Genomic DNA, 24,421 nt, shown 5'->3' with positions numbered 1-24,421 from the left:
CCGAGGTCTTGCAGCTGCAAAAGCTAAAAACTAGCCCTGGTAGCGCTCGATTGCCTCAGCGTGGATCTTCTCAGCTTCAGCCTTGTCGCCCCAACCGGAGCCGTCGACGTGCTTGCCCTTTTCCAGGTCCTTGTAGTGGACGAAGAAGTGCTCGATCTCATCCTTGAGGAAGTCGGAAACATCGGAGATGTCCTGGATGTGGTCGTAGCGAGGGTCGTCAAGAACTGCGAGGAGCTTGTCATCTCCACCGGCCTCGTCGGTCATCTTGAAAACGCCGATGATGCGGGACTTGACCACAACAGCTGGGAAAACAGACTCTGGGAGGATGACCAATGCGTCCAAAGGATCGCCGTCTTCGCCCAGGGTGTGCTCGATGTAGCCGTAGTCCAGTGGATACGCCATTGGAGTGAACAGGTAGCGATCCAGGTACACCTTGCCGGTCTCGTGATCGATCTCGTACTTGTTGCGTGAACCCTTAGGGATTTCGACGGTTACTTCGATGCTCATGGAAGTCCTCTTCTTCTTAGGTTTTTATACTTAATAGAGATTCTAGCGTGTTGCGTAAAACCAGCTGGGTTGGCACGCGATATAAGGTTAGACACTTAAAAGGCCACACAGGAAGGAGAGCCCATGAAAAAGGCGTTGTGGGTGAGCTCATCGGTGGGCGCTCTTGTCGTGGTCAGCTCGGTTATTGGAGCTGGAATTTGGGTCAATAGCACGGGTTTTGGGCTTAATCATCCACCTGCACAAACGGCAGAAATGCCCCCAGCACTCTTTAGTTCTGCGATTGACCCAGCGGCTACCGAGGTCCCAGATTTCAGCGTGTTGACTGAACAACTTAATGCCAAAGCCAGCGATTCCCGCCTAGGTTCCTTTGTGGGAATTGCCCGCGATGTGGAATCAGGGCTGGTGGTCTGGGAGCAGAATCCAGATGTAGCGGTGCGCCCAGCCTCGGCAACTAAAATTCTTACCGCTGCCGTAGCGCTTTATGAGCTAGGTGCCAATGATCGTATAACCACCACCGTTGTTGCAGGTGAACAGCCTGGAACGGTAGTTATTAAAGCTGCCGGTGATGTCACCATTAGCCAGGAACAATTAGATGAGCTGGGCGAACAGCTGGCAGGCCAAAACATAACCCGCGTGGAGGTAGATACCTCCATTTGGCCAGATGCAGACTTTGCAGAAACCTGGGATCCAATTGATATTGATGCAGGTTATATCACCTCAGTAGAGCCAGTCATGATTGAAGGCGGACGCATCGGCGGCGCCGAGGGAGATCTGCCCCGCTCCCACACCCCAGCCCTTGATGTGGCGCAAGCTTTGGCTGATCATGTGGGCGCCACGGAAGTGGGAAGTGGCACCGCCCCAGAGGGCGAAGTCCTGGCCAGCACCACCTCGGATACTTTGGTCGAACGCCTCGCGCGCATGATGAAGGACTCGGACAATGTGATGGCGGAGGCCTTGGCCAAGGAAGTTGCAGCCAAAAATCACCTGGCTACGGATTCGGCAAGCACCGCGCAGATGACGCTGGAGATTTTGCAGCAGCATGGATTTGATCTCAGCGGGGTATCCATCGTGGACAATTCAGGCCTGAGCTTTGATAATTTGATTACGCCACAGCTGCTGGATGATATTCTCACCCGCGCCGCTACCGAAAATGAGCTCAAACCGCTGCTCGCTTCTTTGCCGATTGCACATGGCACGGGCACCTTGGAGGACCGCTATGAGGGCCTTTCCGGAGCTGGTTGGGTGCGCGCCAAGACGGGTACGTTGACTGAGACCTCGGCCCTAGCTGGCGTGGTTACCTCGCAGTCGGGGAGGGTATTTACCTTCGCTTTTGTGTCTAATAAGTCGGAAATTTTACCCGCCCGCGAGGCCTTGGATGAGATGGCTTCAGTGCTGAGGGATTTCTAAATGCCCGCCCGCATCGGCGATCTTGAACTGCCACAGCACAGCCCCAATTTCCTCAGCTTGCGCACCGCAATCCGCCCCTACCTGCAAGAACATGTGCACATCGGGCTTTCCGGCGGTGCTGATTCCCTCAGCTTGGTGGCCGCAGCCCGCGCCGAAGGAGCACAGGTCACCGCGATCTGCATCGACCATAATTTACAGCCCGGCTCCCGCGAGATTTCTGAGCGCGCCGCCCAGCAGGCCGAGCACATGGGGGCGCAGGCGCAGGTGCATAGCATTGAGGTCGCGCCGGGGCAGGGGATGGAGGCCGCCGCGCGCGAGGCTCGTTACGCGGCATTTGCCCAGTTCAACCGCCAGATTTGGGTGGCGCACACCATGGATGATCAGGCCGAGACCTACCTCTTGGCCGGCCTGCGCGGCAATTCCACGGGCATGTTGGACGCTTCTCGACGTCCCGAGCTTGCAGTCATTCGACCCCTGCTGGGAGTGCGGCGTGCGAACACCCAGGGCGCTTGCCGCGAGCTTGGCCTTCAGCCTTGGCAGGATCCCCAGAACTTCGATAGCGCTTTTCGACGAGTCGCCATCCGCACTCAGGTATTACCCCTGCTAGGCGAGGTCCACGGAGGCGATCCCATCCCCGGTTTGGCACTGGCAGCGCGACGCGCTGCCGAGGCTGTCGAAGTACTGGAGGGCGTCGTCGAAAAGCGCCGGGGTGAGTGGCAAAATGGATTTCCAGTGGCTTTGGCTGCCGAGCCACGCGCACTGCGGCACCTGATGCTGGCGGATTTCCTCCGCGGGCATGACATCAAGGTAAACTCGCGCAAACTTGAGGCAATCGATCGCCTCCTGGTTGATTGGCATGGCCAAGGAGCGGTAGCCGTGGGTAAAACGGCAACCGGGAGGTTGGAAGTGGTGCGTCAAAGTGGCAAGCTTAGGATCAACGTTTAACACCAATTTATTGAAAATAAGGGGAATGTGGCTATGAGCAACAATATCGAGATGGCCGACCAGAAGGACTTCAATGTTCCAGCAAATCCTTATGGAGACGATATCGAATCCATCCTGATCAGCGAGGACAAGCTCAAGCAGCGCATTGCGGAGATGGCTAAGCGCGTCTCCGAAGAATTCAAAGATGCTGAAGATGACCTCATTTTGGTCTGCGTGCTCAAGGGTGCTTTCTACTTCCTGGCGGATTTCTCCCGCATGCTCGATATTCCTACCCAGTCTGAATTTATGGCTGTATCCTCCTACGGAAACTCCACCTCTTCCTCCGGCGTGGTGCGCATCCTCAAGGACCTGGACAAGGAAATTGAAGGCCGCGATGTGCTGATCGTGGAAGACATTATCGATTCCGGTCTCACCCTGTCTTGGCTCATGCGCAACCTGCGCAACCGCAATCCTAAGTCCCTCAACGTGATCACCCTGCTGCGCAAGCCAGAGCGTTTGACCACCAACATTGACATGTTCGACATCGGATTTGATATTCCAAATGAATTTGTTGTCGGTTATGGCCTCGACTTCGCCGAGCGCTACCGCGACCTTCCATATGTGGGAACCTTGGAGCCTCGCGTTTACTCGGACTAGCCCTTATTTGGCCCCGGGCTCAGTTGAATTGACCCGCGGTGGGAACGATTTGGCCTTGTTAACCGTTGTCACATCATTGTCCTGCACCTAGATTCACACCCCTTAAACCGAGAAAGGCACGGGCTGATCGGCTTCGGCTGATCGGCCACTGCGCATGAAGAACAAGAAATACCTGCAGATTGGCGGCATCGCAGCCGTAGTCCTCATCGTGTTATTTTTGGTTTCCCTGTTTAGCAGCGATACCAGGAATTTCCAGGAGGTAGATACCTCCGTAGCCATGGCACAGCTCGACGCCGGAAACGTCGCCGAAGCTCAAATTGATGACCGCGAACAGCGTGTGCGTCTGACCTTGCGCGAGCCCATCACCGTGGAGGAGCGCGAAGGTGTTGAAGAAATCATTGCGCAATACCCAGCGCGAACTGCTGACACCATCTTTGAGAAGGTAGAAGCAGCAAACCCTGATTCCTACACCACCAATGTGACCCAGGAAAGCTTCCTGATGTCCATGGTCAGCCTCATCCTGCCAATGCTGATCATCTTCGGCCTGCTGATGTTCTTCCTCAGCCGCATGCAGGGCGGTGGAATGATGGGTATCGGCAGCTCCAAGGCCAAGCAGTTGACCAAAGACATGCCTACCAACACCTTCGCTGATGTGGCCGGTGCTGAAGAAGCAGTGGATGAACTTCATGAAATTAAGGACTTCCTGCAGGATCCTTCACGCTATGAAGCCCTCGGTGCCAAGATCCCTCGTGGTGTGCTGCTTTATGGTCCTCCAGGTACCGGTAAGACACTGCTAGCTCGTGCCGTTGCCGGTGAAGCTGGAGTACCTTTTTACTCCATCTCCGGTTCTGACTTTGTGGAAATGTTTGTGGGCGTGGGTGCTTCCCGCGTGCGTGACCTTTTCAAGCAGGCCAAGGAAAACAGCCCTTGTATTATCTTCATCGATGAGATCGACGCCGTCGGTCGCGCCCGTGGCTCAGGAATGGGTGGTGGACACGATGAACGTGAACAGACCCTGAACCAGCTGCTGGTGGAAATGGACGGCTTCGGCGATCGCCAGGGCGTTATCCTCATGGCCGCCACCAACCGCCCCGATGTTCTGGACCCAGCTTTGCTGCGCCCAGGCCGTTTTGACCGCCAGATCCCAGTAACCAACCCGGATCTGCGTGGCCGTGAACAGATTCTGGAAGTTCACGCCAAGGGCAAGCCTTTTGCACCCGATGCTGATATCAAGGCTCTTGCTAAGCGCACCGCTGGTATGTCCGGCGCTGACCTGGCCAATGTGCTTAATGAGGCAGCACTGCTGACCGCCCGCGTGGGTGGCAATGTGATCACCGGCGACGCTCTGGAAGAAGCAACCGACCGCGTTGTCGGCGGCCCACGTCGCTCCGGCAAGATCATTTCCGAGAAGGAAAAGAAGGTCACCGCCTACCACGAAGGTGGACACACACTGTCTGCCTGGGCTTTGGAAGATATTGAGCGCGTATACAAGGTCACCATCTTGGCCCGTGGTCGTACCGGCGGACACGCAATGACCGCCCAAGAAGATGACAAAGGCATGTACAACCGCAATGAACTCTTTGCGCGTTTGGTCTTTGCCATGGGTGGACGCTCTGCCGAGGAACTCGTTTTTGGCGAGCCCACCACCGGCGCCTCTGCCGATATTGAAATGGCCACCAAGATCGCACGAGCCATGGTCACCGAATACGGTATGTCTCCCGCTGTGGGCATGGTGAAATACGGCCAAGAGCAGGGCGATCCTTTCTCCGGCCGTGGCGGTGGCGGAAACCTTGACCACTCCCAGGAAGTAGCTGCCACCATCGATACCGAGGTGCAGTTCCTGCTGGATAAGGCACATGAGATTTCCTATGCCATCCTGTCTCAGCACCGCGATCACCTGGACCGCCTGGCTGAAAAGCTGCTGGAAAAGGAGACCCTGCGTCGCCCTGACCTCGAGGCACTCTTTAGCGATATCGTGCCACGCAAGGTTTCTGAGGTATTCCCTGATGAATCCACTCGCTTCCCACGTCAAGAAGGCCGCGAGCCAGTAAAAACCCCAGTGGAATTGGCTTTGGAGCGTGGCGAAGAGCCACCAAAGAAGTTCTCCATTTTGGAAGCTTCCCGCGCCACCCGTGAGCGCCGCCGCCAGGAATTGGAAGCACAGGGCAAGGCTCCTTTGAGCCCAGCTGCTCCGGCTACTCCAGTAACTCCTGCTGCAGCCCCCACCTATGGCACGCCTCCACCAGCAAACTGGACTGTGCCAGGTTCTGCTGCGGGCAAGCACCATGCAGATAATACAGCTGCCCGCCCTAACCCTTATGCCCAGAGCCACGGCAATGGAGCAGCAGAGCAAGGCGAGCAGGGTCAACAGGGTGAGCACCCGGGAATGAAGGCCTATGGCTTTGGTGATCCTGAGCTTATGGATCAAACCACCGGCGCTGAGCACACCCCTTCGGCCCCAACGGGATATCCCAAGAGCCCAACTGCCGCACCGACGGAGATCATCGGTTTCCGCCTGCCCGAGCATGAGCGTCCTGATTATCCAGAAAAGCCCGAGGCTCCAAAGCGTCCATCGGTGAGCACTTCCGAAACCACGGAGATGCCGATTGTGGAAGAGCGCCCTCGCATGATCGATGGGACTGAAGGCACCGAAGACACTGCTAACAAAGATAAGAGTTCTGATATTGAAGGTGAAACCCGTGGATGATCACGTAGCAATCCGTGAATTTGATGAGGAGCGCGCAGTTGCAGCGGTCCGCGAATTGCTCATCGCAGTAGGCGAGAACCCAGAGCGCGAAGGCTTGCTGGAAACCCCAGCTCGTGTCGCTCGTGCCTATAAGGAAATTTTCGCCGGCCTGCATGAGGATCCACCAGCAGTTTTGGAAAAGACCTTCTCTGAAGGCCATGAGGAATTGGTGCTGGTGCGCGAAATTCCTATCTATTCCACCTGCGAACACCACCTGGTTCCTTTCTACGGTGTGGCCCACATTGGCTATATTCCGGGCAAATCCGGCAAGGTCACCGGTTTGTCCAAGTTGGCGCGTTTGGCTGATATGTACGCCAAGCGTCCACAGGTACAAGAGCGCTTAACCTCACAAATCGCAGATGCACTCGTCGACAAGCTTGACGCCCAGGCGGTTGCGGTCGTAATTGAGGCTGAGCACCTGTGCATGGCAATGCGCGGTATCCGCAAGCCGGGCGCTGTGACGACCACCTCCGCCGTGCGCGGCGGTTTTAAGACCAATGCTGCCTCCCGCGCGGAGGTATTTACCCTGATTAGAGGCCGTTAAATGAATGTAGCTTCGTTGACAATCCCTGGACGTTGTTTGGTGATGGGAATCGTTAATGTCACCGAGGATTCTTTCTCCGATGGCGGGCGCTACATCGACACCGATGCCGCTATCAAACATGCCCTTGAGCTGGTCGCCGAGGGCGCCGATATGATTGACGTCGGCGGCGAGTCCACCCGCCCCGGTGCCGTGCGTGTCGACGCAAACCTGGAACGTGACCGCGTTGTACCGGTTATTCGCGCCCTCCAAGAGGCTGGAATTCCTACCTCTGTAGACACCATGCGCGCCTCTGTGGCAGCTGCTGCAGCTGAGGCGGGCGTTGCCATGATCAATGACGTTTCAGGTGGTTTGGCCGATCCTGAAATGTTTTCTGTAATGGCTGATGCTCAGATTCCGGTGTGCCTCATGCACTGGCGCACCCTGCAATTTGGTGATGCTGCTGGCCACGCTGACCACGGTGGAGATGTGGTAGCCGATGTCCACTCCGTACTTGACGATCTAGTAGCTAAGGCCACGGCAGCAGGCGTTGCTGAGGACCAAATTGTGCTGGATCCAGGCCTTGGTTTTGCCAAGACTCGTGAGGATAACTGGCGTTTGCTGCAGGCTCTTCCAGAGTTTATTGACGGCCCCTTCCCAGTGCTGGTGGGTGCTTCCCGCAAGCGCTTTTTGGCAGGTGTGCGTAAAGAACGTGGCCTCGAGGTCACTCCACTAGATGCCGATCCAGCTACCGCAGCTGTTACCGCGGTGTCTGCACAAATGGGTGCCTGGGGTGTTCGCGTACACAATGTGCCAGTGTCCCGCGACGCCGTTGATGTAGCTGCCCTGTGGCGCAGTGGTGGTCAGTACCATGGCTGATCGCATTGAGCTTAAAGGCCTGGAATGTTTTGGCCATCACGGGGTTTTTGACTTTGAAAAAGAACAAGGTCAGCCCTTCATTGTGGATGTGACCTGCTGGATGGATTTTTCCGCCGCAGGTGCCAGCGATGACCTCAGCGATACCGTTGACTATGGTGAGCTGGCATTGCTGGTGGCCGACATTGTGGAAGGCCCAGCTCGCGATCTTATTGAAACCGTAGCCACCGAAGCTGCCGATGCTTTAATGGCTCGTTTTGCCGAATTACACGCCCTTGAGGTGAGCATTCATAAGCCCAAGGCGCCGATTCCGCGTACTTTTGCAGATGTAGCAGTTATTGCGCGACGTTCACGTAACAAGAGGGGAGTTGCCTGATGCGGGCTGTATTATCCATTGGCTCCAATATGGATGACCGTTATGCACTGCTAAAAACCGTGCTTGATGAGTTCTCCTCCGAGATCGTGGCGCAGTCCTCCATCTATGCCACGCCACCCTGGGGTGTCACCGATCAGGATGAATTCCTCAATGCCGTAATCGTGGTTGATGTAGATAGCACTCCTTTGGAATTGCTGCGCCGCGGCCAAAAGCTGGAGGAAGCAGCCGAGCGTGTGCGGGTTCGCAAATGGGGTCCACGCACCTTGGATGTGGATATTGTGCAGGTCCGCGATGGTGATGAGGAGATTCTTTCCGATGATCCCGAATTGACCTTGCCCCATCCCTGGGCTTGGCAGCGCGCCTTTGTGCTGATTCCGTGGTTGGAAGTTGAACCTCATGCGGTTTTGCATGGCACCACCATTGCCGAGCATGTGGATAACCTTGATCCCACCGATATTGAAGGCGTCACCAAGATTCAGGAGTTTTAACCCATGCAAAAAACGTCTCTCGGATGGCTTCTCGCCACAGGCGGATTCTGTGCCGCCGTGGCTGCTATTTTGACCTGGCGTTTTTATGGGGCAATGTCCACCATCCCAATGAAAGTCTCGATTACCCTCTGGGTTTTGGCGATCATCTGTGGCTGGGCTGCAGTGCGGGTCCAAGGCAAAGTTGATGAGGGCATGGTGGGCCAAGATGCCTCCCAAATGAATCCGCTTACTATTGCATATCTGGCCATGTTGGGCCGGGCAAGTGCCTGGGGTGGCGCTATTGTGGGCGGAATTTATGTGGGCATGGCAAGTTTTGTTATTCCGCGTGTCGGAGAGTTGAGCGCAGCACAGGCAGATATGCCCGGAGTTTTAGCCTCTGCGCTGGGCGGAATCGCTTTGGCGGGGGCTGGACTTTATCTTGAACGCAGCTGTCAGGCACCGCCTCCCCAATCTGGGGAAACGATCGGCTAGATTGGAACCCATGACTCACGAACTGTCACACGAGGATTCCGGCGACGGCAATTCTGTTGACCGTGGACAGATCCTGCTGGCAGTCCTCATCGGACTTGCATTGATCGCCAGCGTGATTATGCTCCTTGCAGATAGCGAAGCCGCCATGAAGATTGCGTTGCTCGCTGCTCTGTGGGCGGCGATCATTGGATTTTTCCTGGTTTATCGATACCGCAAAGTAGCAGAAGCCACTGTTCGCGAATCCGAGGCATTGGAACAAGCCCATCTGGCGGAACTCTCCCGCCTGGAAAGCGAGCAACGCGCTGAAACCCTGCAAATGCAGGCCGATTCCACGGCGAAACAGCGCCATAAAGAAAATGAAACGCTGCAGGAAATCAAGGCTCAGCTCGAAGAGCTGCGCACTCAGCTCTCAGAACTTTCTGGTCGCGAGTGGGGTTATGAGCCCACCATGTTGCACGCTGAGGCACGCCGCATTTTAGAATTGGAATCTGAGCAGCTGCGCCAAACTGCTGCCAAAATTCCAGATCCTTTGCCTGAGCAGGTAGCGCCAGTGGAGCAGGTAGTTCCAGAACCAATGCCAACCCCTGCAGTGCAGCCCGTGGAAACCCCACGGGAAGTGGTGGATATTGATGTTACTGAGGAACCAAAGCCAGAACCTGAGGTGGAAGAAAAGCCACGTCGCCGTTCCCGTCACGCTGTTGCTGATGAAGGTGGCGGACGTCGCCGCCGCGATGAGCGCCAGGGTGGCCTGAGCGTGGCAGAGTTGCTGGCTGCAGCACGAAAGCAGGAAAAGAACTAGTGCGGGCGCCGCGTCTTAACATTGGAACCATTGCTGATGGACAAGACCGGGTGCGCATGGGAGAGCTGCTCGCAACCGCTGGCCATCATGTGGCCCCGGTGTCGGAATTTAGTGAAATCTCCAATTTTGAGTTGGTGATTATTTCCGTGAGCGATGACCACCTGGAGGGTGTCGTCGAAAAGCTCTCCCTTTTTGCCCGCTCAGGGCAAATGTTCCTGCACACCTCATTGGCACATAGCATTCAAATTATGGACCCGCTGGAAACCGCGGGCGGCATTGTGATGGCCGCGTATCCGCTTGGGGAAGACCGCTGGGTGGCTTCCGCGCTGGATGAACTCGGCGAGACAATTGTGGGGCTGCTGGTCGGTGAGCTGGGCGGATCCATTATTGACGTGCCTGAACCTAAGCGCATGCAATTGGCGGCGGCGTTGACCTATGTGGGATTTATCAACACTGTGCGCAATGATGCGATTAATTATCTCAGCGAATTTTTAGATGATTATGACACTGCAGATGACCTGGTCACCTCCACTTTTGGCGGTTTGCAAAGGCTGCCCGATCTCAACACGCTGAGCAGGCAGTATGATTCCATTGACAATCTGGGTCGGCGCCGCCTTTTCCGTGATTTGGCGCGCCGGCAGGCAGAAATTTCGCGTGCCCAAGATATCGAATTGTGGGCAATTCAGAAAGAGGACCAATGAGTTTCCAGCATGGCCAAGGCCGAGTTTTTGATTCCGTCGAGGGCATTCGCATGTTCGGCCGCGCGCTGCGCAAAACTGGCAAACCCGTGGTCCTCGTTCCCCTTGGATTAGGCCTGCACGCTGGGCATATTGCCATGATCAGGGCTGCTAAGCGCATCCCCGGTGCGGTGGTTGTGGTCTCCTACGCAGGCCCGGAGAGCGACCATGAGCGTCTCAAACAAGAGCTTATCGACGCCATCTTCAGCTATTCCTCCGCCACGCTCTGGCCTAATGGAATGCGGGTGGAAGTAAGTGGCGGGCCTAGTTTGGGAGTTTCCTCTGACTTGGGCGCGGAGGTAAGTCAGGTGCTGGCGATGATCTCTTTAACTGGAGCTAGCGATGTATTCCTCGGCGAGAAAGATTATGAACTTGTGGTTGCCGTGCAGCGCGCAGTAAATGATCTCTATTTACCGGTGAAGGTGCACAGCGTTCCCACTGTCCGTATGCCCGATGGCCTGGCGATTTCCCTGCGTAATGCTGCAATTCCGGTTTCCATGCGCGATGGGGCAGTAGCACTTTCCGCAGCCCTTACCGCAGGTGCCCATGCTGCCGAACATGGCGCTGCCACGGTAGTGGAAACTGTGACCTCAGTTTTGAGTGCTGCCGGGTTGAAAGCTGATTATGTTGAGGTGCGAGGCCTTGATTTAGGACCTGCCCCAGAGCTTGGTGATGCCCGCCTTTTTGCAGCTCTTAGCCTTGGCGATGTGCAAATCACCGATAATGTGGGCCTGCCATTGGGCATTGGCTTTAAAAATATCGAGGCTGCGCAGGGCTAATTTACGCAGTTGCACCTGCTATCGACTACCCTTAACAATCGTGACTAATTCCAATTCCACTTCCAAAAACAATTCCGCCGATTTGCCTGAGCAGCTGCGAATTCGTCGCGAAAAGCGCGAGCGCATTCTGGACAGTGGATTGGATGCCTACCCAGTAGAGGTAGACCGCACCATCTCCATCACTGAGCTGCGGGAAAAGTTTGTTGTTGTCTCCGAAGACAACCCAGTATCCGAGCGCCTCGAAGGCGTAACCTACCTCGAAGTTGGCGAAGAAACCGACGTTGAGGTCGCAGTTGCCGGTCGCGTGATGTTTATCCGCAACACCGGCAAGCTCTGCTTTGCTTCCCTCCAAGAAGGAAACGGCACCACCGTCCAGGCCATGCTTTCCCTGGCTGCTGTTGGCGAAGATTCCCTCAAGGCCTGGAAAGCCAACGTAGACATGGGCGATATCGTCTCTGTCCGAGGCAAGGTTATTTCCTCCAAGCGTGGCGAACTCTCCGTTATGGCCGATTCCTGGCAGATGGCGTCCAAGTCCCTGCGCCCATTGCCGGTTGCCTTTGCTGACATGAGCGAAGACACTCGCGTGCGTCACCGCTACACCGACCTCATCATGCGCGAGCAGGCCCGCCAAAATGCGCTTACCCGCATTAAGGTCATGCGCGCACTGCGCAACTACCTGGAAGCACAGGACTTCCTTGAGGTAGAAACCCCCATGCTGCAAACCCTCCACGGTGGCGCAGCTGCACGACCATTCAAAACCCACTCCAACGCCCTCGACATTGACCTCTACCTGCGCATCGCACCAGAGCTTTACCTCAAGCGCTGCGTTGTCGGCGGCATCGAGCGTGTCTTCGAAGTCAACCGCAACTTCCGCAACGAAGGCGTTGATTCCTCCCACTCCCCAGAATTCGCCATGCTCGAAACCTACGAAGCCTGGGGAACCTACGAAACCGGCGCGAAACTGATCAAGGGTCTCGTCCAATCCGTCGCCCAAGAAGTCTTCGGAACCACCCTGGTCACCCTCGCAGACGGCACCGAATACGACCTCGGCGGCGAGTGGAAAGTCATCGAGATGTACCCTTCCCTCAACGAAGCCCTCGCACGCAAATTCCCAGGTCAGCCTGAGGTAACCATCGACAGCACCGTCGAAGAACTCAAGGCTATTGCCGCTGCCATTGGCTTGGCTGTCCCCGAAAAGGGTGGCTGGGGCCACGGCAAGCTGGTTGAGGAAATTTGGGAGCACCTCTGCGAGGATCAGCTGTATGGCCCGATCTTTGTCAAGGACTTCCCAGTTGAGACCTCACCTTTGACTCGCCAGCACCGCAGCAAGCCTGGTGTTACCGAAAAGTGGGACCTCTATGTGCGCGGATTTGAGCTGGCCACCGGCTACTCCGAGCTTGTTGACCCAGTTATCCAGCGCGAGCGCTTTGAGGATCAGGCCCGCCTGGCCGCCGGCGGCGATGACGAGGCCATGGTTTTGGATGAGGACTTCCTCGCAGCCATGGAACAGGGCATGCCACCTACCTCCGGCAACGGCATGGGTATCGACCGCCTGCTGATGGCCTTGACCGGCCTGGGCATTCGCGAGACCGTGCTCTTCCCAATGGTGAAGCCAGAGGCTAAATAGCCCTGAAAAGGGAAAACCTCGGATTCAGTAACTCGGAAAGAGTGCTGAATCCGAGGTTTTTTGCGTGAACCCGAGGACGTGAATCCGAGGAGTCCTGTGGATAAGTTGAGTACCGTACGCATTATCCACAGTTTTGAGGGCAGGACTCTTGTAGAAGTGGCTGATTTCATCCAAAGTGACCTTCGTGGAAACATGGAAACAAAAATTTGGGTTAGTTAATCTGCGAAACTTGACTCTAAAAGAGCCTCTGAATGACACTTCGCACTATCTCACGGCGGAAGTAGTGATGGACGCTGAAGCATTTCAGAAGCTTCCGCTGTGGGATAAAGCTGCTGCTAGAGCTTGTGCAGTGGGAATGACTGTTGATAAAGCGGTAATTTCTGGACAAGCAGCAGCCAGGTTGCGGAGCCTGCAAGTCTTAGAGATTGAAAAACACGTGGTTTGTTATATGCCAGGTGACAAACTCCCATCAGCAAAGAGCAAGTGGACAAAGGGCGTCATCTACCGGAGCGGCTACCTCGATGAACAAGATATTGAGTACGTCCAGGGCATGAGGGTTACCTCGTTAATTTTTACCTTTTGGGATATTGCGCGCTATGAGGGTTTAAATGCCGCGGTGGTGGTGATCGATTCAGCGCGAAGGCGGTGGCCGAAACTTACAAAGGAGCACTTGCTGCAGGAAGCGAGCAGGTTTCGGGGCCGGCCGAGGTTGGGGGTGCTCAAGCTAGCCATCGAATTGTCGGTTGATTGTTCAGATAGTGCGCAGGAGACGAAGGCGAGGTTGTTGATTCAACAAGCCAATTTGCCAGGGATTAAGAGTTTTACGCTGCAAAAAGGGATTCAGTGGTCGGAGTATGGCGACTATTATCTGGTGGACATTTTGATAAATGACAAAATCGTGGTGGAAATTGATGGGCGTGTAAAGTACCAGCAAAATTCTGCAGCGCGCACGGAGGAAGTCATTATTGCAGAGCGTGAGCGGGAGAAATTCTTAACCAATTCCGGTTATGAGGTTTTGCGTATTTCCCCAGCTCAATTGCGGGAAAAGGACGGGGAATGTGAACTCATAACACTGTTGCGTAAACGCCTAGCGAAACAAGGAATGTGAGGTCAACCGAAAATAACAGGAAGTGTTGAAGATCATCACAAACGGGTTACTAACGGGATAGTGCCAGCTTATGAAGCACCTGTCTAGGGGATTAATATGCAAGCTTCGGCAATTTAAAAATCCAGACACAAAAGGTGAGTGAATGTCAGTAGCGGCGTCCTCTACAAAACAAGAATCCCAACCGCGATTAAGTTCTAAGCGTGTCAACCTCATCATTGCAGTTTTTGTTGTTTCTGCAATGATCATGATTCTCAATGAAACCATTCTTTCAGTTGCACTGCCTACAATTATGGAAGATTTCAACGTAGGTGCAGACGTCGTTCAGTGGCTGAGCACCGGCTTCATGCTGGTTATGGCTATTGTCATTCCAACCACTGGCTTTTTGCTGCAGCGTTTTGGTACTCGGTCCCTGTTCTTAACAGCGCTGATCCTCTTTACTGTAGGTACCGTGGTGGCAGCGGTTGCTCCTGCTTTTGCTTGGATTCTGCTGGGCCGTGTTATTCAGGCCATTGGTACTGCAATTGTGTTGCCTTTGCTGATGACAGTCACTCTTTCCCTGGTCGAGCCTGAGCGTCGCGGCATGATGATGGGTGTTAACTCCATCGTGATGTCAGTGGCACCCGCCGTTGGCCCTACCTTGTCTGGCTTGATTCTTAACTCTTTGACCTGGCACTGGCTGTTCTGGCTGATGGTTCCCATCGCGCTGATCTGTTTGGTCGCTGGCTTCTTCTTGATTGTCGATATTGCCGAACCTAGGAAGATCGGCTTTGACGTTCTTTCTGTCGTGCTTTCTGCACTTGCTTTTGGCGGTTTGATTTATGGTCTATCCACCATTGGTCAGCTGGCAACAGGGGAGTCCTGGATTCCTTTGGTTGCACTTATTGTTGGTGCTGTGTTCTTGGCTGTGTTTGTGCGTCGTCAGATTGTGCTTAGCCGTAGTGGCAAGGCTCTGTTGGAGATGGCTCCTTTTGGTGTCTTGAACTTCACCCTCTCAGTTATCGTGCTGTCCTTGGCCTTCGCTACCATGCTGGGCACCGTCATTGTGCTGCCACTTTATATGCAGTCGGCACTGTTGATCACCGCACTCGTTACCGGTTTGGCATTGCTGCCTGGTGGCCTGATCCAGGGTGTCGTTTCCCCATTCATCGGACGTATTTATGACTCCGTTGGACCTCGTCCACTGGTTATCCCTGGCACTTTGATCCTGCTGGCATCACAGGTTTGGATGCACTTTGGCCTCACTGAAAACACCTCGGTGTGGACTGTTGTTGCCATGTATGTGGTCTTCGGCATTGGGATGGCCCTGGTTATGACCCCAATGATGACTCTTTCACTGTCGGTTTTGCCAAAGCACCTCTATGGACATGGCTCCGCAATTGTGAACACCTTGCAGCAGCTGGGCGGCGCAGCAGGTACTGCGATTTTGATTGCTGCCATGACCATTGGCGCGCAGAATTCTGAGGCAACTTCCATGGCTGGAGCTCAGGCAGATGGCACTGCTTCCTCCTTTATTGCAGGTGGAATCTTGGCTGCGATTGCAGTGGTTGCGTCACAGTTTATCCATGCTCCTGAGCGGACGAAAGTTGTAGCTCAGCAGGAACCACAAGACGCATAGTTTTTCGTCGAAAAGCGCCTGTGGTTGCTGGGAAGGGCGGGGTATGGCACGATTATCTAGTTTTCCCATACTTTATTTGCCGAAAGGCTCACCCTTCTTAAATGGATTCCCAAATTAATAATCAGACCTCCCCGCAGCCGGCCAAGCTGCCGCGGGAGGTCGTTGTTGTCCTAGCTATTCTTGTTGTCTCCGCGATGATCATGATTCTCAACGAGACCATTCTTTCCGTGGCGTTACCCTCGATCATGGAAGATTTTCAAGTTCCAGAAACCACCGCACAATGGTTGACCACTGGTTTTATGCTCACCATGGCGGTTGTTATTCCAACCACTGGTTATCTGCTGGATCGTTTTAGTACCAAGGCGATTTTTGTCACTGCCTTGCTATTCTTCCTGGTCGGCACGGTCACTGCGGCCTTGGCGCCCACCTTTGCGGTGCTGCTGATCGCCCGCATTATTCAAGCTGTGGGCACCGCAATGGTTATGCCCCTGCTGATGACGGTCACCCTGACTGTGGTGCCAGCTGAGCGACGTGGCTCCATGATGGGCATTATTTCCATCGTGATTTCCGTGGCGCCAGCTCTGGGACCAACACTTTCCGGCTTTATTCTTAACTCTTTGACCTGGCACTGGCTGTTTTGGATCATGGTGCCAATCGTGGCTGCGGCCCTGATTATCGGCTTCTTCTTTATTAAGAATATTGGCGAAAACAAGATCGCACCGCTTGATATTCTCTCTGTACTTCTCTCAGTTTTTGCCTTCGGTGGTTTGGTTTATGGCCTCAGCTCCATCGGCGCAATTCTGGAGGGCGAGGGCGGCTACGGCATTCTTGCCCTGGTTATCGGCGTTGTGGCACTTCTTATTTTCGGCTGGCGCCAAATCCAGCTGGGCAAGGAAGAACGCGCGCTGATGGACCTGCGTCCATTTAAGATCCGCAACTTCTCCTTCGCGCTGGCTTCTATCCTCCTGGCCTTCGGAGCGATGCTGGGAACCGTCATGGTGCTGCCGATTTATCTGCAGAATTCCCTCGGCGTTACCGCGCTGGTCACTGGCCTGGTAGTTATGCCAGGTGGTTTGATGCAGGGTCTAATCTCCCCATTTATTGGCCGTTTTTATGACAAAGTGGGTCCCCGCCCGCTGCTGATCCCAGGCGCAATTGCGCTGGTAGTAGCAGCCGTCGCGCTGACCTTCCTCAATGCCGAAACTCCAGTGTGGCTGGTAGTGGCGCTGCACGTGCTCTTCTCCATCGGCATGTGTTTGATGATGACCCCGCTGATGACCACCGCTCTCGGCGCCCTACCCAAGAATCTCTATGGCCACGGCTCTGCAATTTTGAACACCCTGCAGCAATTGGCTGGTGCTGCCGGTACTGCAATTATGATCGCGGCGCTTTCCTTCGGCACCTCCCTGGCAGCTCAAAGTGGCACCGCGCAGGCTGAGGCCGTTGCAGCCGGCACCCGGGTGGCCTTCATCGCCGGCGCCGTCATTGCGCTTATTTCCCTGGTGACCTCACTCTTTGTCACCCGCATTGAGGAAGAAGCCTAAAACCACGCTTTTCGACGAAAAACTGATGCTGCCCGCACTTCCAGCAGCATAAGAGGGGCTAGACACACACCGTGTCTAGCCCCTCTTTCTTTTAACTAGAGTTCGCCCTAAAGCACTAGGGCCGCTTACCTAGATGACCGCGGCTTGCCCTCGGCATAACCCTCGGTGGACTGCACTCCCACAGTGGCACGTTCAAAGAAGGTGTCAATGGAATCAGCACCTGCATAGGTAAAGGAAGAACGCACACCGGAAATAATCTTATCTACCAGGTCTTCCACACCGCCGTGGCGCTTATCAATGTAGATGCGGGCGGTGGAAATACCCTCTTCAAACATCGCACGGCGGGCCTTTTCAAAAGCTTCGACCTTCTGGTTGCGGTTTTCCACGGCGCGACGCGATGCCATGCCAAAGGATTCCTTGTACATGCGTCCATCGGATTCAAAGCGGAGGTCACCGGGGGACTCGTAGGTACCAGAGAACCAGGAACCCACCATCACATTGGAAGCGCCAGCTGCCAGTGCCAGGGCGACGTCGCGAGGATCGCGCACACCGCCATCGGCCCAGACATGCGCACCAAGTTTGCGGGCCTCAGCAGCGCATTCCAACACTGCGGAGAACTGCGGACGGCCTACACCGGTTTGCATACGAGTGGTGCACATTGCGCCTGGTCCCACGCCTACTTTCACAATGTCAGCGCCAGCCTCAACCAGACCCCGCACACCAGCAGCGGTAACCACATTGCCAGCAACCACGGGCACATCCACACCAATGGCACGAATGCGCTTGAGCGCTTCAATCATGGTGTTTTGGTGGCCGTGTGCAGTATCCACCACCAGCACATCGGCACCGGCGGCAAGCAGAGTTTTAACTCGGCCTTCAATATCACCATTAATGCCAATGGCAGCGCCCACGCGCAAACGTCCCTGCGCATCAACAGCCGGGGAATACATGGTGGCACGCAGGGCGCCGGCGCGAGTAAGAATTCCGCGCAGCGTGCCATCTGCTGCCACCACCGGAGCGAGCTTGCGGCTGGCATCATGCAAAATGCCAAAGGCTTCCTCGGGGGAAATATCATCAGGCAGGGTGAGCAAAGCAGTACTCATAAGTGTTCCCACCTGCGTAAAGTTATCGGCACCTTCCAGGTCTTTATCGGTAACCAGGCCAACCGGCTTGTCACCTTCGAGCACAATGGCCGCACCGTGAGCACGCTTATGCAGAAGATTGCGTGCATAACCAACGGTGTGGTGCGGCTTCACAGTGATGGGCGTATCAAAAACCAGATCTGCCTTCTTCACATTGGTGATGGTCTCGGCAGCGATCTCAGCAGGGACATCCTGCGGCAAAATCGCAATGCCACCGCGCCGGGCAATGGTTTCTGCCATACGGCGTCCTGCGACAGCCGTCATATTGGCCACTACCAGCGGAATTGTTGTGCCCGTGCCGTCATTGGTACGCAAATCCACAGACATGCGCGAGCCCACATCAGAGCGCGAAGGCACCATAAAAACGTCGGAATAGGTCAGCTCATAGGGAGCCGGAGAATCATTGAGAAAACGCATGGTTTATCCAATCCATTCGAAAATGAGTGTCACACTCACGAACGCGCCCAGGCTACTCCAAAAAGCATTTTTAAACCGCTTTTCGACGCCCCAACCCCGTGTTCGCTACAGGCGTACAGGGGTCTTAAGGCCCCAAAAATAGTATTTAAGCAGCGGAAATAAGACATCCATTCGACCCTGAGTAAAAGTAGTCGCAGAAACTAGGGAAGCTTTGGTCTTGTTCGGCGTTAGAGTAGGTGAAAGCGAATTTAGAAATGAAAGATTAAGGGGAGAGACATGTTCGAGAGGTTTACCGATCGTGCACGCCGCGTGATTGTGCTCGCGCAAGAAGAGGCGCGCATGCTCAACCACAATTACATTGGCACCGAGCACATTCTGCTCGGCCTCATCCACGAGGGTGAGGGCGTGGCCGCAAAGGCATTGGAGTCCATGGGAATTTCCCTGGACGCTGTTAGGCAAGAAGTTGAAGAGATCATTGGACACGGCACCCAGCCAACCACTGGTCATATTCCTTTTACTCCCCGCGCTAAGAAGGTTTTGGAGCTCAGCCTCCGCGAAGGCCTGCAGATGGGACACAAGTACATCGGTACTGAGTTCCTCCTGCTCGGTTTGATTCGTGAGGGCGAGGGCGTTGCAGCCCAGGTCCTGGTCAAGCTTGGTGCTGATCTGCCACGCGTGCGTCAGCAAGTTATTCAGCTTCTCTCCGGCTACGAAGGTGGCCAGGGCGGATCCCCAGAAGGCGGCCAGGGCGCCCCTGCTGGTGGTGACGCTGTTGGTGCAGGCGCTGCTCCTGGCGGCCGTCCATCTTCGGGCGGCCCAGGCGAGCGTTCTACCTCCTTGGTTCTTGATCAGTTCGGACGCAACCTCACCCAGGCTGCAAAGGACGGCAAGCTGGATCCAGTTGTTGGTCGCGATAAGGAAATCGAGCGCATCATGCAGGTGCTCTCCCGTCGTACCAAGAACAACCCAGTTCTTATCGGTGAGCCAGGTGTCGGTAAGACCGCAGTTGTTGAGGGTCTGGCATTAGATATCGTTAACGGCAAGGTTCCTGAGACCCTGAAGGATAAGCAGGTTTATTCTCTGGATCTCGGTTCCTTGGTTGCAGGTTCCCGTTACCGCGGTGATTTCGAAGAGCGCCTGAAGAAGGTCCTCAAGGAAATCAACCAGCGCGGCGATATCATCCTGTTTATTGATGAGATCCACACCCTGGTTGGTGCTGGTGCAGCAGAAGGCGCAATTGACGCTGCCTCCTTGCTGAAGCCAAAGCTGGCTCGTGGTGAGCTGCAGACCATCGGTGCTACCACCCTTGATGAGTACCGCAAGCACATCGAAAAGGATGCGGCACTTGAGCGTCGTTTCCAGCCAGTTCAGGTTCCTGAGCCTTCCGTAGAGCTGACCATCGAGATCCTCAAGGGTCTGCGCGATCGTTATGAGGCACACCACCGTGTCTCCATTACCGATGGCGCCCTGGCAGCTGCTGCTCAGCTTGCTGACCGTTATATCAATGACCGCTTCTTGCCAGATAAGGCCGTTGACCTTATCGACGAGGCAGGCGCTCGCATGCGCATTAAGCGTATGACTGCACCTGAGTCCCTGCGCGAGGTTGATGAGCGCATTGCTGATGTCCGTCGCGAGAAGGAAGCAGCAATTGACGCTCAGGACTTCGAGAAGGCAGCTGGCCTGCGCGATAAGGAGCGCAAGCTGGGTGAAGAGCGTGCAGAGAAGGAAAAGCAATGGCGTTCTGGTGATCTCGAAGAGATCGCAGAAGTCGGCGAAGAGCAGATCGCAGAAGTTCTGGCCAACTGGACCGGCATTCCTGTCTTCAAGCTCACCGAGGCTGAATCCTCCCGACTGCTCAACATGGAAGAGGAGCTGCACAAGCGCATCATCGGTCAAGATGACGCAGTTAAGGCAGTTGCTCGCGCCATCCGTCGTACCCGTGCAGGTCTGAAGGATCCTAAGCGTCCTTCCGGTTCCTTCATCTTCGCTGGTCCTTCCGGCGTTGGTAAGACCGAGCTATCCAAGGCATTGGCTGGCTTCCTCTTCGGTGATGATGATGCCCTCATCCAGATCGACATGGGCGAGTTCCACGACCGCTTCACCGCGTCCCGACTCTTCGGTGCTCCTCCCGGATACGTTGGTTATGAAGAAGGTGGCCAGCTGACCGAGAAGGTTCGCCGCAAGCCATTCTCTGTGGTGCTTTTCGACGAAATCGAGAAGGCGCACAAGGAGATCTACAACACCTTGCTGCAGGTGCTGGAAGATGGACGTCTTACCGACGGCCAGGGTCGCGTAGTGGACTTCAAGAACACTGTTTTGATCTTCACCTCCAACCTGGGTACCTCTGATATCTCCAAGGCTGTGGGCTTGGGCTTCTCCGGTTCTACCGCTACCGATACGGAAGCACAGTATGACCGCATGAAGAACAAGGTCAACGATGAGCTGAAGAAGCACTTCCGCCCTGAGTTCCTGAACCGTATTGATGAGATCGTGGTCTTCCACCAGCTCACCAAGGATCAGATCATTCAGATGGTGGATCTGCTCATCGGTCGTGTCTCCAAGGCTCTGGCCGATAAGGATATGAGCATCGAGCTCACCGAGAAGGCTAAGTCTTTGTTGGCTACCCGTGGCTTTGATCCAGTACTGGGTGCACGTCCATTGCGTCGTACCATTCAGCGCGAGATCGAAGACCAGATGTCCGAGAAGATCCTCTTTGGTGAAATCGGCGCCGGCGAGATCGTCACCGTGGATGTTGAAGGCTGGGATGGCGAGTCCAAGGACACCGACAAGGCCAAGTTCACCTTCACTCCTCGTCCAAAGCCATTGCCAGAGGGTAAGTTCTCTGAGATCTCCGTTGAGGCAGCAGAAGCTATTAAGGATGTAGATTCTGCAGCCGACGGCGATGTCCCAGAGACTGATTCTCTGGATGGTATTGACATCGAGCAGCTGGAGAAGCTTGATGCAGACGCTGATCAGGGCACTGATATCAGCCGCGCATCCGGCGACTACTACGGCGGCGATGAGCAGCCAGGTGGCGCTGCGCCACAGCGCGAGCAGTAAAGCGCTTTTCGACGAACTGCCCCGCACCTCTTTGGTGCGGGGCAGTTTCGCATTCTGTGCAGAAAAAAGATTAGGCTCTGTTAAATGGGACTAAATTATCGAAAAGTCATCAAGGTGGGCAAAGACAGCTGGATTAATGTCTCCAAGTCCGGAGTCTCAGGATCTAAGCGCATCGGCCCAGTAACCTTTAATACCCGCGGTGGAGTCACCGTGAAACTGCCCGGTGGCTTTACCTACCGTGGCAGGTGGAAATAACCTCGGTCATCCTGCTCCGCAAGGCCATCCTCCAGGAGCGAAAATAGGGCGCGGGAGCGTTGGGCGGCATCAGGCCACACCACATCAATTGCTGATTGTGACACCGGCGCGTCCGCCCCGCGCAAAACATCCATGATGAGCCCGCGCACTTGGCGATCAGTGCCCACAAATTTCTGCACGCGCTTTTTCGCCGAGGCCAACTCCTCTTCACTAGGGGAGGGGCAACCCAATTTTTGCCATTCACATTGCTCCAACAAGGGGCACAAATCGCATTTGGGTGAAGTCGCAGTGCACACCAAAGCACCCAATTCCATCAGCGCAGCAGAAAATTCCGGGGCATCCTTTTCCGGAAGCAGCATCTCGACGTCGAGAAGCTCGCTCTTTTTCGCCGGTCCTGCCAGGTAGCGCCCGTTTATGGCGCGCTGGTACACGCGGCGCACGTTGGTATCAACCACCGGCACGCGCTGCCCAAAATGGAACGCCGCCACCGCCCGCGCGGTGTAATCACCGATGCCTGGCAACGCCAGCAGGTCCTCCACCGAATCCGGCACCTGCCCACCATGCTTGTCGACGATCACCTGCGCGCACTCCTTTAAGCGCAAGGCTCGTCGGGGGTAACCCAACTTGCCCCAGGCACGCAGCACCTCATCGGTGGAGGCAGCAGCAAAATCCACAGGAGTTGGCCATTTTTTGAGCCATTCCAACCAAATCGGCTCCACGCGGGCCACGGGAGTTTGTTGGCTCATAACTTCAGAAATGAGAATTCCCCAGGCGCTGGTATTGGGATTTCTCCAGGCTAGCTCGCGGGCATTGGCGCGGAACCAGCTCAAAAGGGCTGTGTGCAGTGGTTTATATGACATGTCCTAGAAAATTTTAGCGTCCCGGTTATTAGGTTCCCAATCACATAAAGTGGCACAATGTAATTTATGCCTTTGAGAAATATTGAAAGAACCCCCAATGCGGTGTGGGCAGCACTGGCTGCGGGCAATGAGCGCTTTAGGAACTTTAACGAGGATCGTCCGCACCAGGATGCACCTCGCCGCCGCGAACTTCGCGATGGTCAAAAGCCTGCTGCAGTGGTTATTTCCTGCTCCGATTCCCGCGTCCCCGTTGAGCTAATTTTTGACGTCGGACTGGGCGATCTTTTTGTGGTTCGTACCGCCGGTGAGATCCTCGACCAGGCCGTTTTTGCCTCCATCGAATACGCCATTGAATCCATTGGTGTGCCTTTGGTTATCGTTATGGGCCACGAATCCTGTGGTGCCGTTGCAGCGACCGCCGGAGCTCTTGATGGTGGCGCAATTCCTGGCGGCTACCAGCGCGTATTGGTGGAAAAGGTGGCACCGTCCATCTTGGAAGCTAAGGCTGAGGGCAAGACCAGCATCGAAGCTTTTGAAAAGCATCACGTGGTGGCAACCGTGAACCAGATTCTTTCCCGATCCCCCGAAATTCACGACAAGGTGAATTCAGGCCAGGTGGGCATCATCGGTCTGCGCTACCAGCTTTCCGATGGCAAAGCCATGCCAGTTATTAGCCGTAACGTAGGTCTGGACTAGTCATTTATAGGAGGGGTAGGCGGGTTAAATTTCAACACGCCCACCCCACTAATCCCAGTGCCAATGATCTGCAAGTTATAGAGTGGTTGATGTGGGAACGCCGAGACATAATGAAGTCATCTATAGGCGCCGGCGCATGGCCGCGCTTGCAATTCTGCTCGTCGTCATTGCCCTAATTATCTGGGCAGTTGTGGCATTTGGGGGCGGATCATCAGACAATACTGAGCAAGATCAGTCCACTAATGCTGCAGTCACCTCAGCTGTGGAAAGCTCCAAACCAGTAAACCTGGGGACTTCTTCCACCTCAGCTACAACCTCCGCATCTGATTCTGCTTCTGAAGCCTCCACTGCAAAGGAGACAACTTCTAAGGATCCACAAGCCTCCACAACGGTGGCTGCAGATGCGAAGAAGACTTGTGAGCTCAAAGATCTAGTAATCACTGCAAACACCAATAACTCCAGTTTCGTTGCTGGTGAACAGCCTGAGTTGTTTATGACAGTGCATAATCCAACTGCGGTGGATTGTGAGATCAACCTGGAAGAAAATGTGTTGCGTTTTGAGGTTTATGATCTAGCAACCAATGCTCGCATTTGGTCCGATGTTGATTGCAATCCCGCAATTGAAGATGGCACCAGCGTTTTCCCAGCGGGTAAGGATCGTTATTTCCAAGCCACCTGGTCTCGCACCAACTCCGCTCCGGGTCAGTGTGATAATCGCCAAGCTGTTCCAGCCGGAGCTTATTACTTGCACACCGTTGTTGGAACCAATCCTTCAGCAGCCGTGACTTTCAACCTGGCTTAAAAATTTCT

The 24,421-nt window shown here is 55.0% G+C and carries 23 protein-coding genes; 20 read left to right on the top strand and 3 right to left on the bottom strand.

The genetic code is table 11. The features are described from left to right. Positions 1-30: 30 nt before the first annotated feature. Positions 31-507 carry an inorganic diphosphatase gene (locus SFC07_RS10775; RefSeq protein WP_411208252.1) on the bottom strand — a complete coding sequence of 159 codons (477 nt, stop codon included), beginning with the start codon at positions 505-507 and terminating at the stop codon, positions 31-33. Between the two features lie 123 nt (positions 508-630). On the opposite strand from SFC07_RS10775, the gene dacB reads away from it, so the two are divergent. From dacB to SFC07_RS10695, 16 genes are all read left to right on the top strand, one after another. After that, on the top strand, positions 631-1,914 hold the full coding sequence (gene dacB, locus SFC07_RS10770; RefSeq protein ID WP_411208251.1) for a D-alanyl-D-alanine carboxypeptidase/D-alanyl-D-alanine-endopeptidase: 1,284 nt from the start codon (positions 631-633) through the stop codon (positions 1,912-1,914). After that, complete coding sequence (tilS, locus tag SFC07_RS10765) at positions 1,915-2,859, top strand: tRNA lysidine(34) synthetase TilS (protein ID WP_411208250.1); 945 nt, start codon at positions 1,915-1,917, stop codon at positions 2,857-2,859. A gap of 51 nt (positions 2,860-2,910) precedes the next feature. Next, positions 2,911-3,495 carry a hypoxanthine phosphoribosyltransferase gene (hpt, locus tag SFC07_RS10760; protein WP_411208275.1) on the top strand — a complete coding sequence of 195 codons (585 nt, stop codon included), beginning with the start codon at positions 2,911-2,913 and terminating at the stop codon, positions 3,493-3,495. Positions 3,496-3,649: 154 nt separating this feature from the next. Further along, positions 3,650-6,202 (top strand): ATP-dependent zinc metalloprotease FtsH, encoded by a 2,553-nt coding sequence (ftsH, locus tag SFC07_RS10755; RefSeq protein ID WP_411208249.1) that lies wholly within the window; start codon positions 3,650-3,652, stop codon positions 6,200-6,202. After that, the gene (gene folE / locus SFC07_RS10750; RefSeq protein ID WP_411208248.1) at positions 6,195-6,785 is read left to right on the top strand and encodes a GTP cyclohydrolase I FolE; all 591 of its coding nucleotides are present in this window, start codon (positions 6,195-6,197) and stop codon (positions 6,783-6,785) included. The genes ftsH and folE overlap by 8 nt, the downstream gene beginning before the upstream one ends. Continuing rightward, complete coding sequence (gene folP, locus SFC07_RS10745) at positions 6,786-7,640, top strand: dihydropteroate synthase (protein ID WP_411208247.1); 855 nt, start codon at positions 6,786-6,788, stop codon at positions 7,638-7,640. It begins immediately after the preceding gene. Then, complete coding sequence (folB, locus tag SFC07_RS10740; RefSeq protein WP_411208246.1) at positions 7,633-8,013, top strand: dihydroneopterin aldolase; 381 nt, start codon at positions 7,633-7,635, stop codon at positions 8,011-8,013. Before folP ends, folB begins: the two co-directional genes overlap by 8 nt. After that, positions 8,013-8,501 (top strand): 2-amino-4-hydroxy-6-hydroxymethyldihydropteridine diphosphokinase, encoded by a 489-nt coding sequence (gene folK / locus SFC07_RS10735; RefSeq protein WP_411208245.1) that lies wholly within the window; start codon positions 8,013-8,015, stop codon positions 8,499-8,501. Before folB ends, folK begins: the two co-directional genes overlap by 1 nt. Positions 8,502-8,504: 3 nt before the next feature. Continuing rightward, entirely contained in the window at positions 8,505-8,972 is a 468-nt protein-coding gene (locus SFC07_RS10730; protein WP_411208244.1) for a DUF3180 domain-containing protein, read from the top strand. Positions 8,973-8,982: 10 nt separating this feature from the next. Then, positions 8,983-9,771 carry a DUF6779 domain-containing protein gene (locus tag SFC07_RS10725; protein ID WP_411208243.1) on the top strand — a complete coding sequence of 263 codons (789 nt, stop codon included), beginning with the start codon at positions 8,983-8,985 and terminating at the stop codon, positions 9,769-9,771. Then, positions 9,771-10,472, top strand: coding sequence for a hypothetical protein (locus SFC07_RS10720; protein WP_411208242.1), 702 nt, complete (start codon positions 9,771-9,773; stop codon positions 10,470-10,472). The genes SFC07_RS10725 and SFC07_RS10720 overlap by 1 nt, the downstream gene beginning before the upstream one ends. Then, positions 10,469-11,287, top strand: a complete 819-nt coding sequence (locus SFC07_RS10715; RefSeq protein ID WP_411208241.1) for a pantoate--beta-alanine ligase — start codon at positions 10,469-10,471, stop codon at positions 11,285-11,287. Before SFC07_RS10720 ends, SFC07_RS10715 begins: the two co-directional genes overlap by 4 nt. Before the next feature lie 40 nt (positions 11,288-11,327). Then, a complete protein-coding gene (gene lysS, locus SFC07_RS10710; RefSeq protein ID WP_411208240.1) occupies positions 11,328-12,914 on the top strand; it encodes a lysine--tRNA ligase in 1,587 nt (528 codons plus the stop codon). A gap of 184 nt (positions 12,915-13,098) precedes the next feature. Then, positions 13,099-14,022: a DUF559 domain-containing protein gene (locus SFC07_RS10705; protein WP_411208238.1), complete on the top strand. Its 924-nt coding sequence runs from the start codon at positions 13,099-13,101 to the stop codon at positions 14,020-14,022. Between the two features lie 142 nt (positions 14,023-14,164). Beyond that, positions 14,165-15,637, top strand: coding sequence for an MDR family MFS transporter (locus SFC07_RS10700; protein ID WP_411208237.1), 1,473 nt, complete (start codon positions 14,165-14,167; stop codon positions 15,635-15,637). Positions 15,638-15,738: 101 nt separating this feature from the next. Beyond that, positions 15,739-17,181 (top strand): MDR family MFS transporter, encoded by a 1,443-nt coding sequence (locus SFC07_RS10695; protein ID WP_411208236.1) that lies wholly within the window; start codon positions 15,739-15,741, stop codon positions 17,179-17,181. 125 nt (positions 17,182-17,306) lie between these two features. Here SFC07_RS10695 and SFC07_RS10690 read toward each other — a convergent pair whose 3' ends face one another. Then, complete coding sequence (locus SFC07_RS10690; RefSeq protein WP_411208235.1) at positions 17,307-18,740, bottom strand: GuaB1 family IMP dehydrogenase-related protein; 1,434 nt, start codon at positions 18,738-18,740, stop codon at positions 17,307-17,309. Positions 18,741-19,016: 276 nt separating this feature from the next. On the opposite strand from SFC07_RS10690, the gene SFC07_RS10685 reads away from it, so the two are divergent. Next, positions 19,017-21,800: an ATP-dependent Clp protease ATP-binding subunit gene (locus SFC07_RS10685; protein WP_411208234.1), complete on the top strand. Its 2,784-nt coding sequence runs from the start codon at positions 19,017-19,019 to the stop codon at positions 21,798-21,800. 84 nt (positions 21,801-21,884) lie between these two features. Next, positions 21,885-22,055 carry a DUF4236 domain-containing protein gene (locus SFC07_RS10680; protein ID WP_411208233.1) on the top strand — a complete coding sequence of 57 codons (171 nt, stop codon included), beginning with the start codon at positions 21,885-21,887 and terminating at the stop codon, positions 22,053-22,055. On the opposite strand, the gene SFC07_RS10675 is transcribed toward SFC07_RS10680, so the two are convergent. Next, the gene (locus SFC07_RS10675; protein ID WP_411208232.1) at positions 22,034-22,915 is read right to left on the bottom strand and encodes an A/G-specific adenine glycosylase; all 882 of its coding nucleotides are present in this window, start codon (positions 22,913-22,915) and stop codon (positions 22,034-22,036) included. The genes SFC07_RS10680 and SFC07_RS10675 overlap by 22 nt on opposite strands. Before the next feature lie 66 nt (positions 22,916-22,981). On the opposite strand from SFC07_RS10675, the gene SFC07_RS10670 reads away from it, so the two are divergent. Together SFC07_RS10670 and SFC07_RS10665 are read left to right on the top strand one after the other, a co-directional pair. Then, the gene (locus tag SFC07_RS10670; RefSeq protein ID WP_411208231.1) at positions 22,982-23,611 is read left to right on the top strand and encodes a carbonic anhydrase; all 630 of its coding nucleotides are present in this window, start codon (positions 22,982-22,984) and stop codon (positions 23,609-23,611) included. Positions 23,612-23,747: 136 nt separating this feature from the next. Next, the gene (locus SFC07_RS10665; RefSeq protein ID WP_411208230.1) at positions 23,748-24,413 is read left to right on the top strand and encodes a hypothetical protein; all 666 of its coding nucleotides are present in this window, start codon (positions 23,748-23,750) and stop codon (positions 24,411-24,413) included. Positions 24,414-24,421: the final 8 nt, after the last annotated feature.

This window comes from Corynebacterium callunae (assembly GCF_046592015.1).
GTDB classification, from domain to species: Bacteria; Actinomycetota; Actinomycetes; order Mycobacteriales; family Mycobacteriaceae; genus Corynebacterium; species Corynebacterium callunae_A.
The sequence above is the reverse complement of the archived record's forward strand: the minus strand, read 5'-3'. Positions and strand labels throughout refer to the sequence as shown.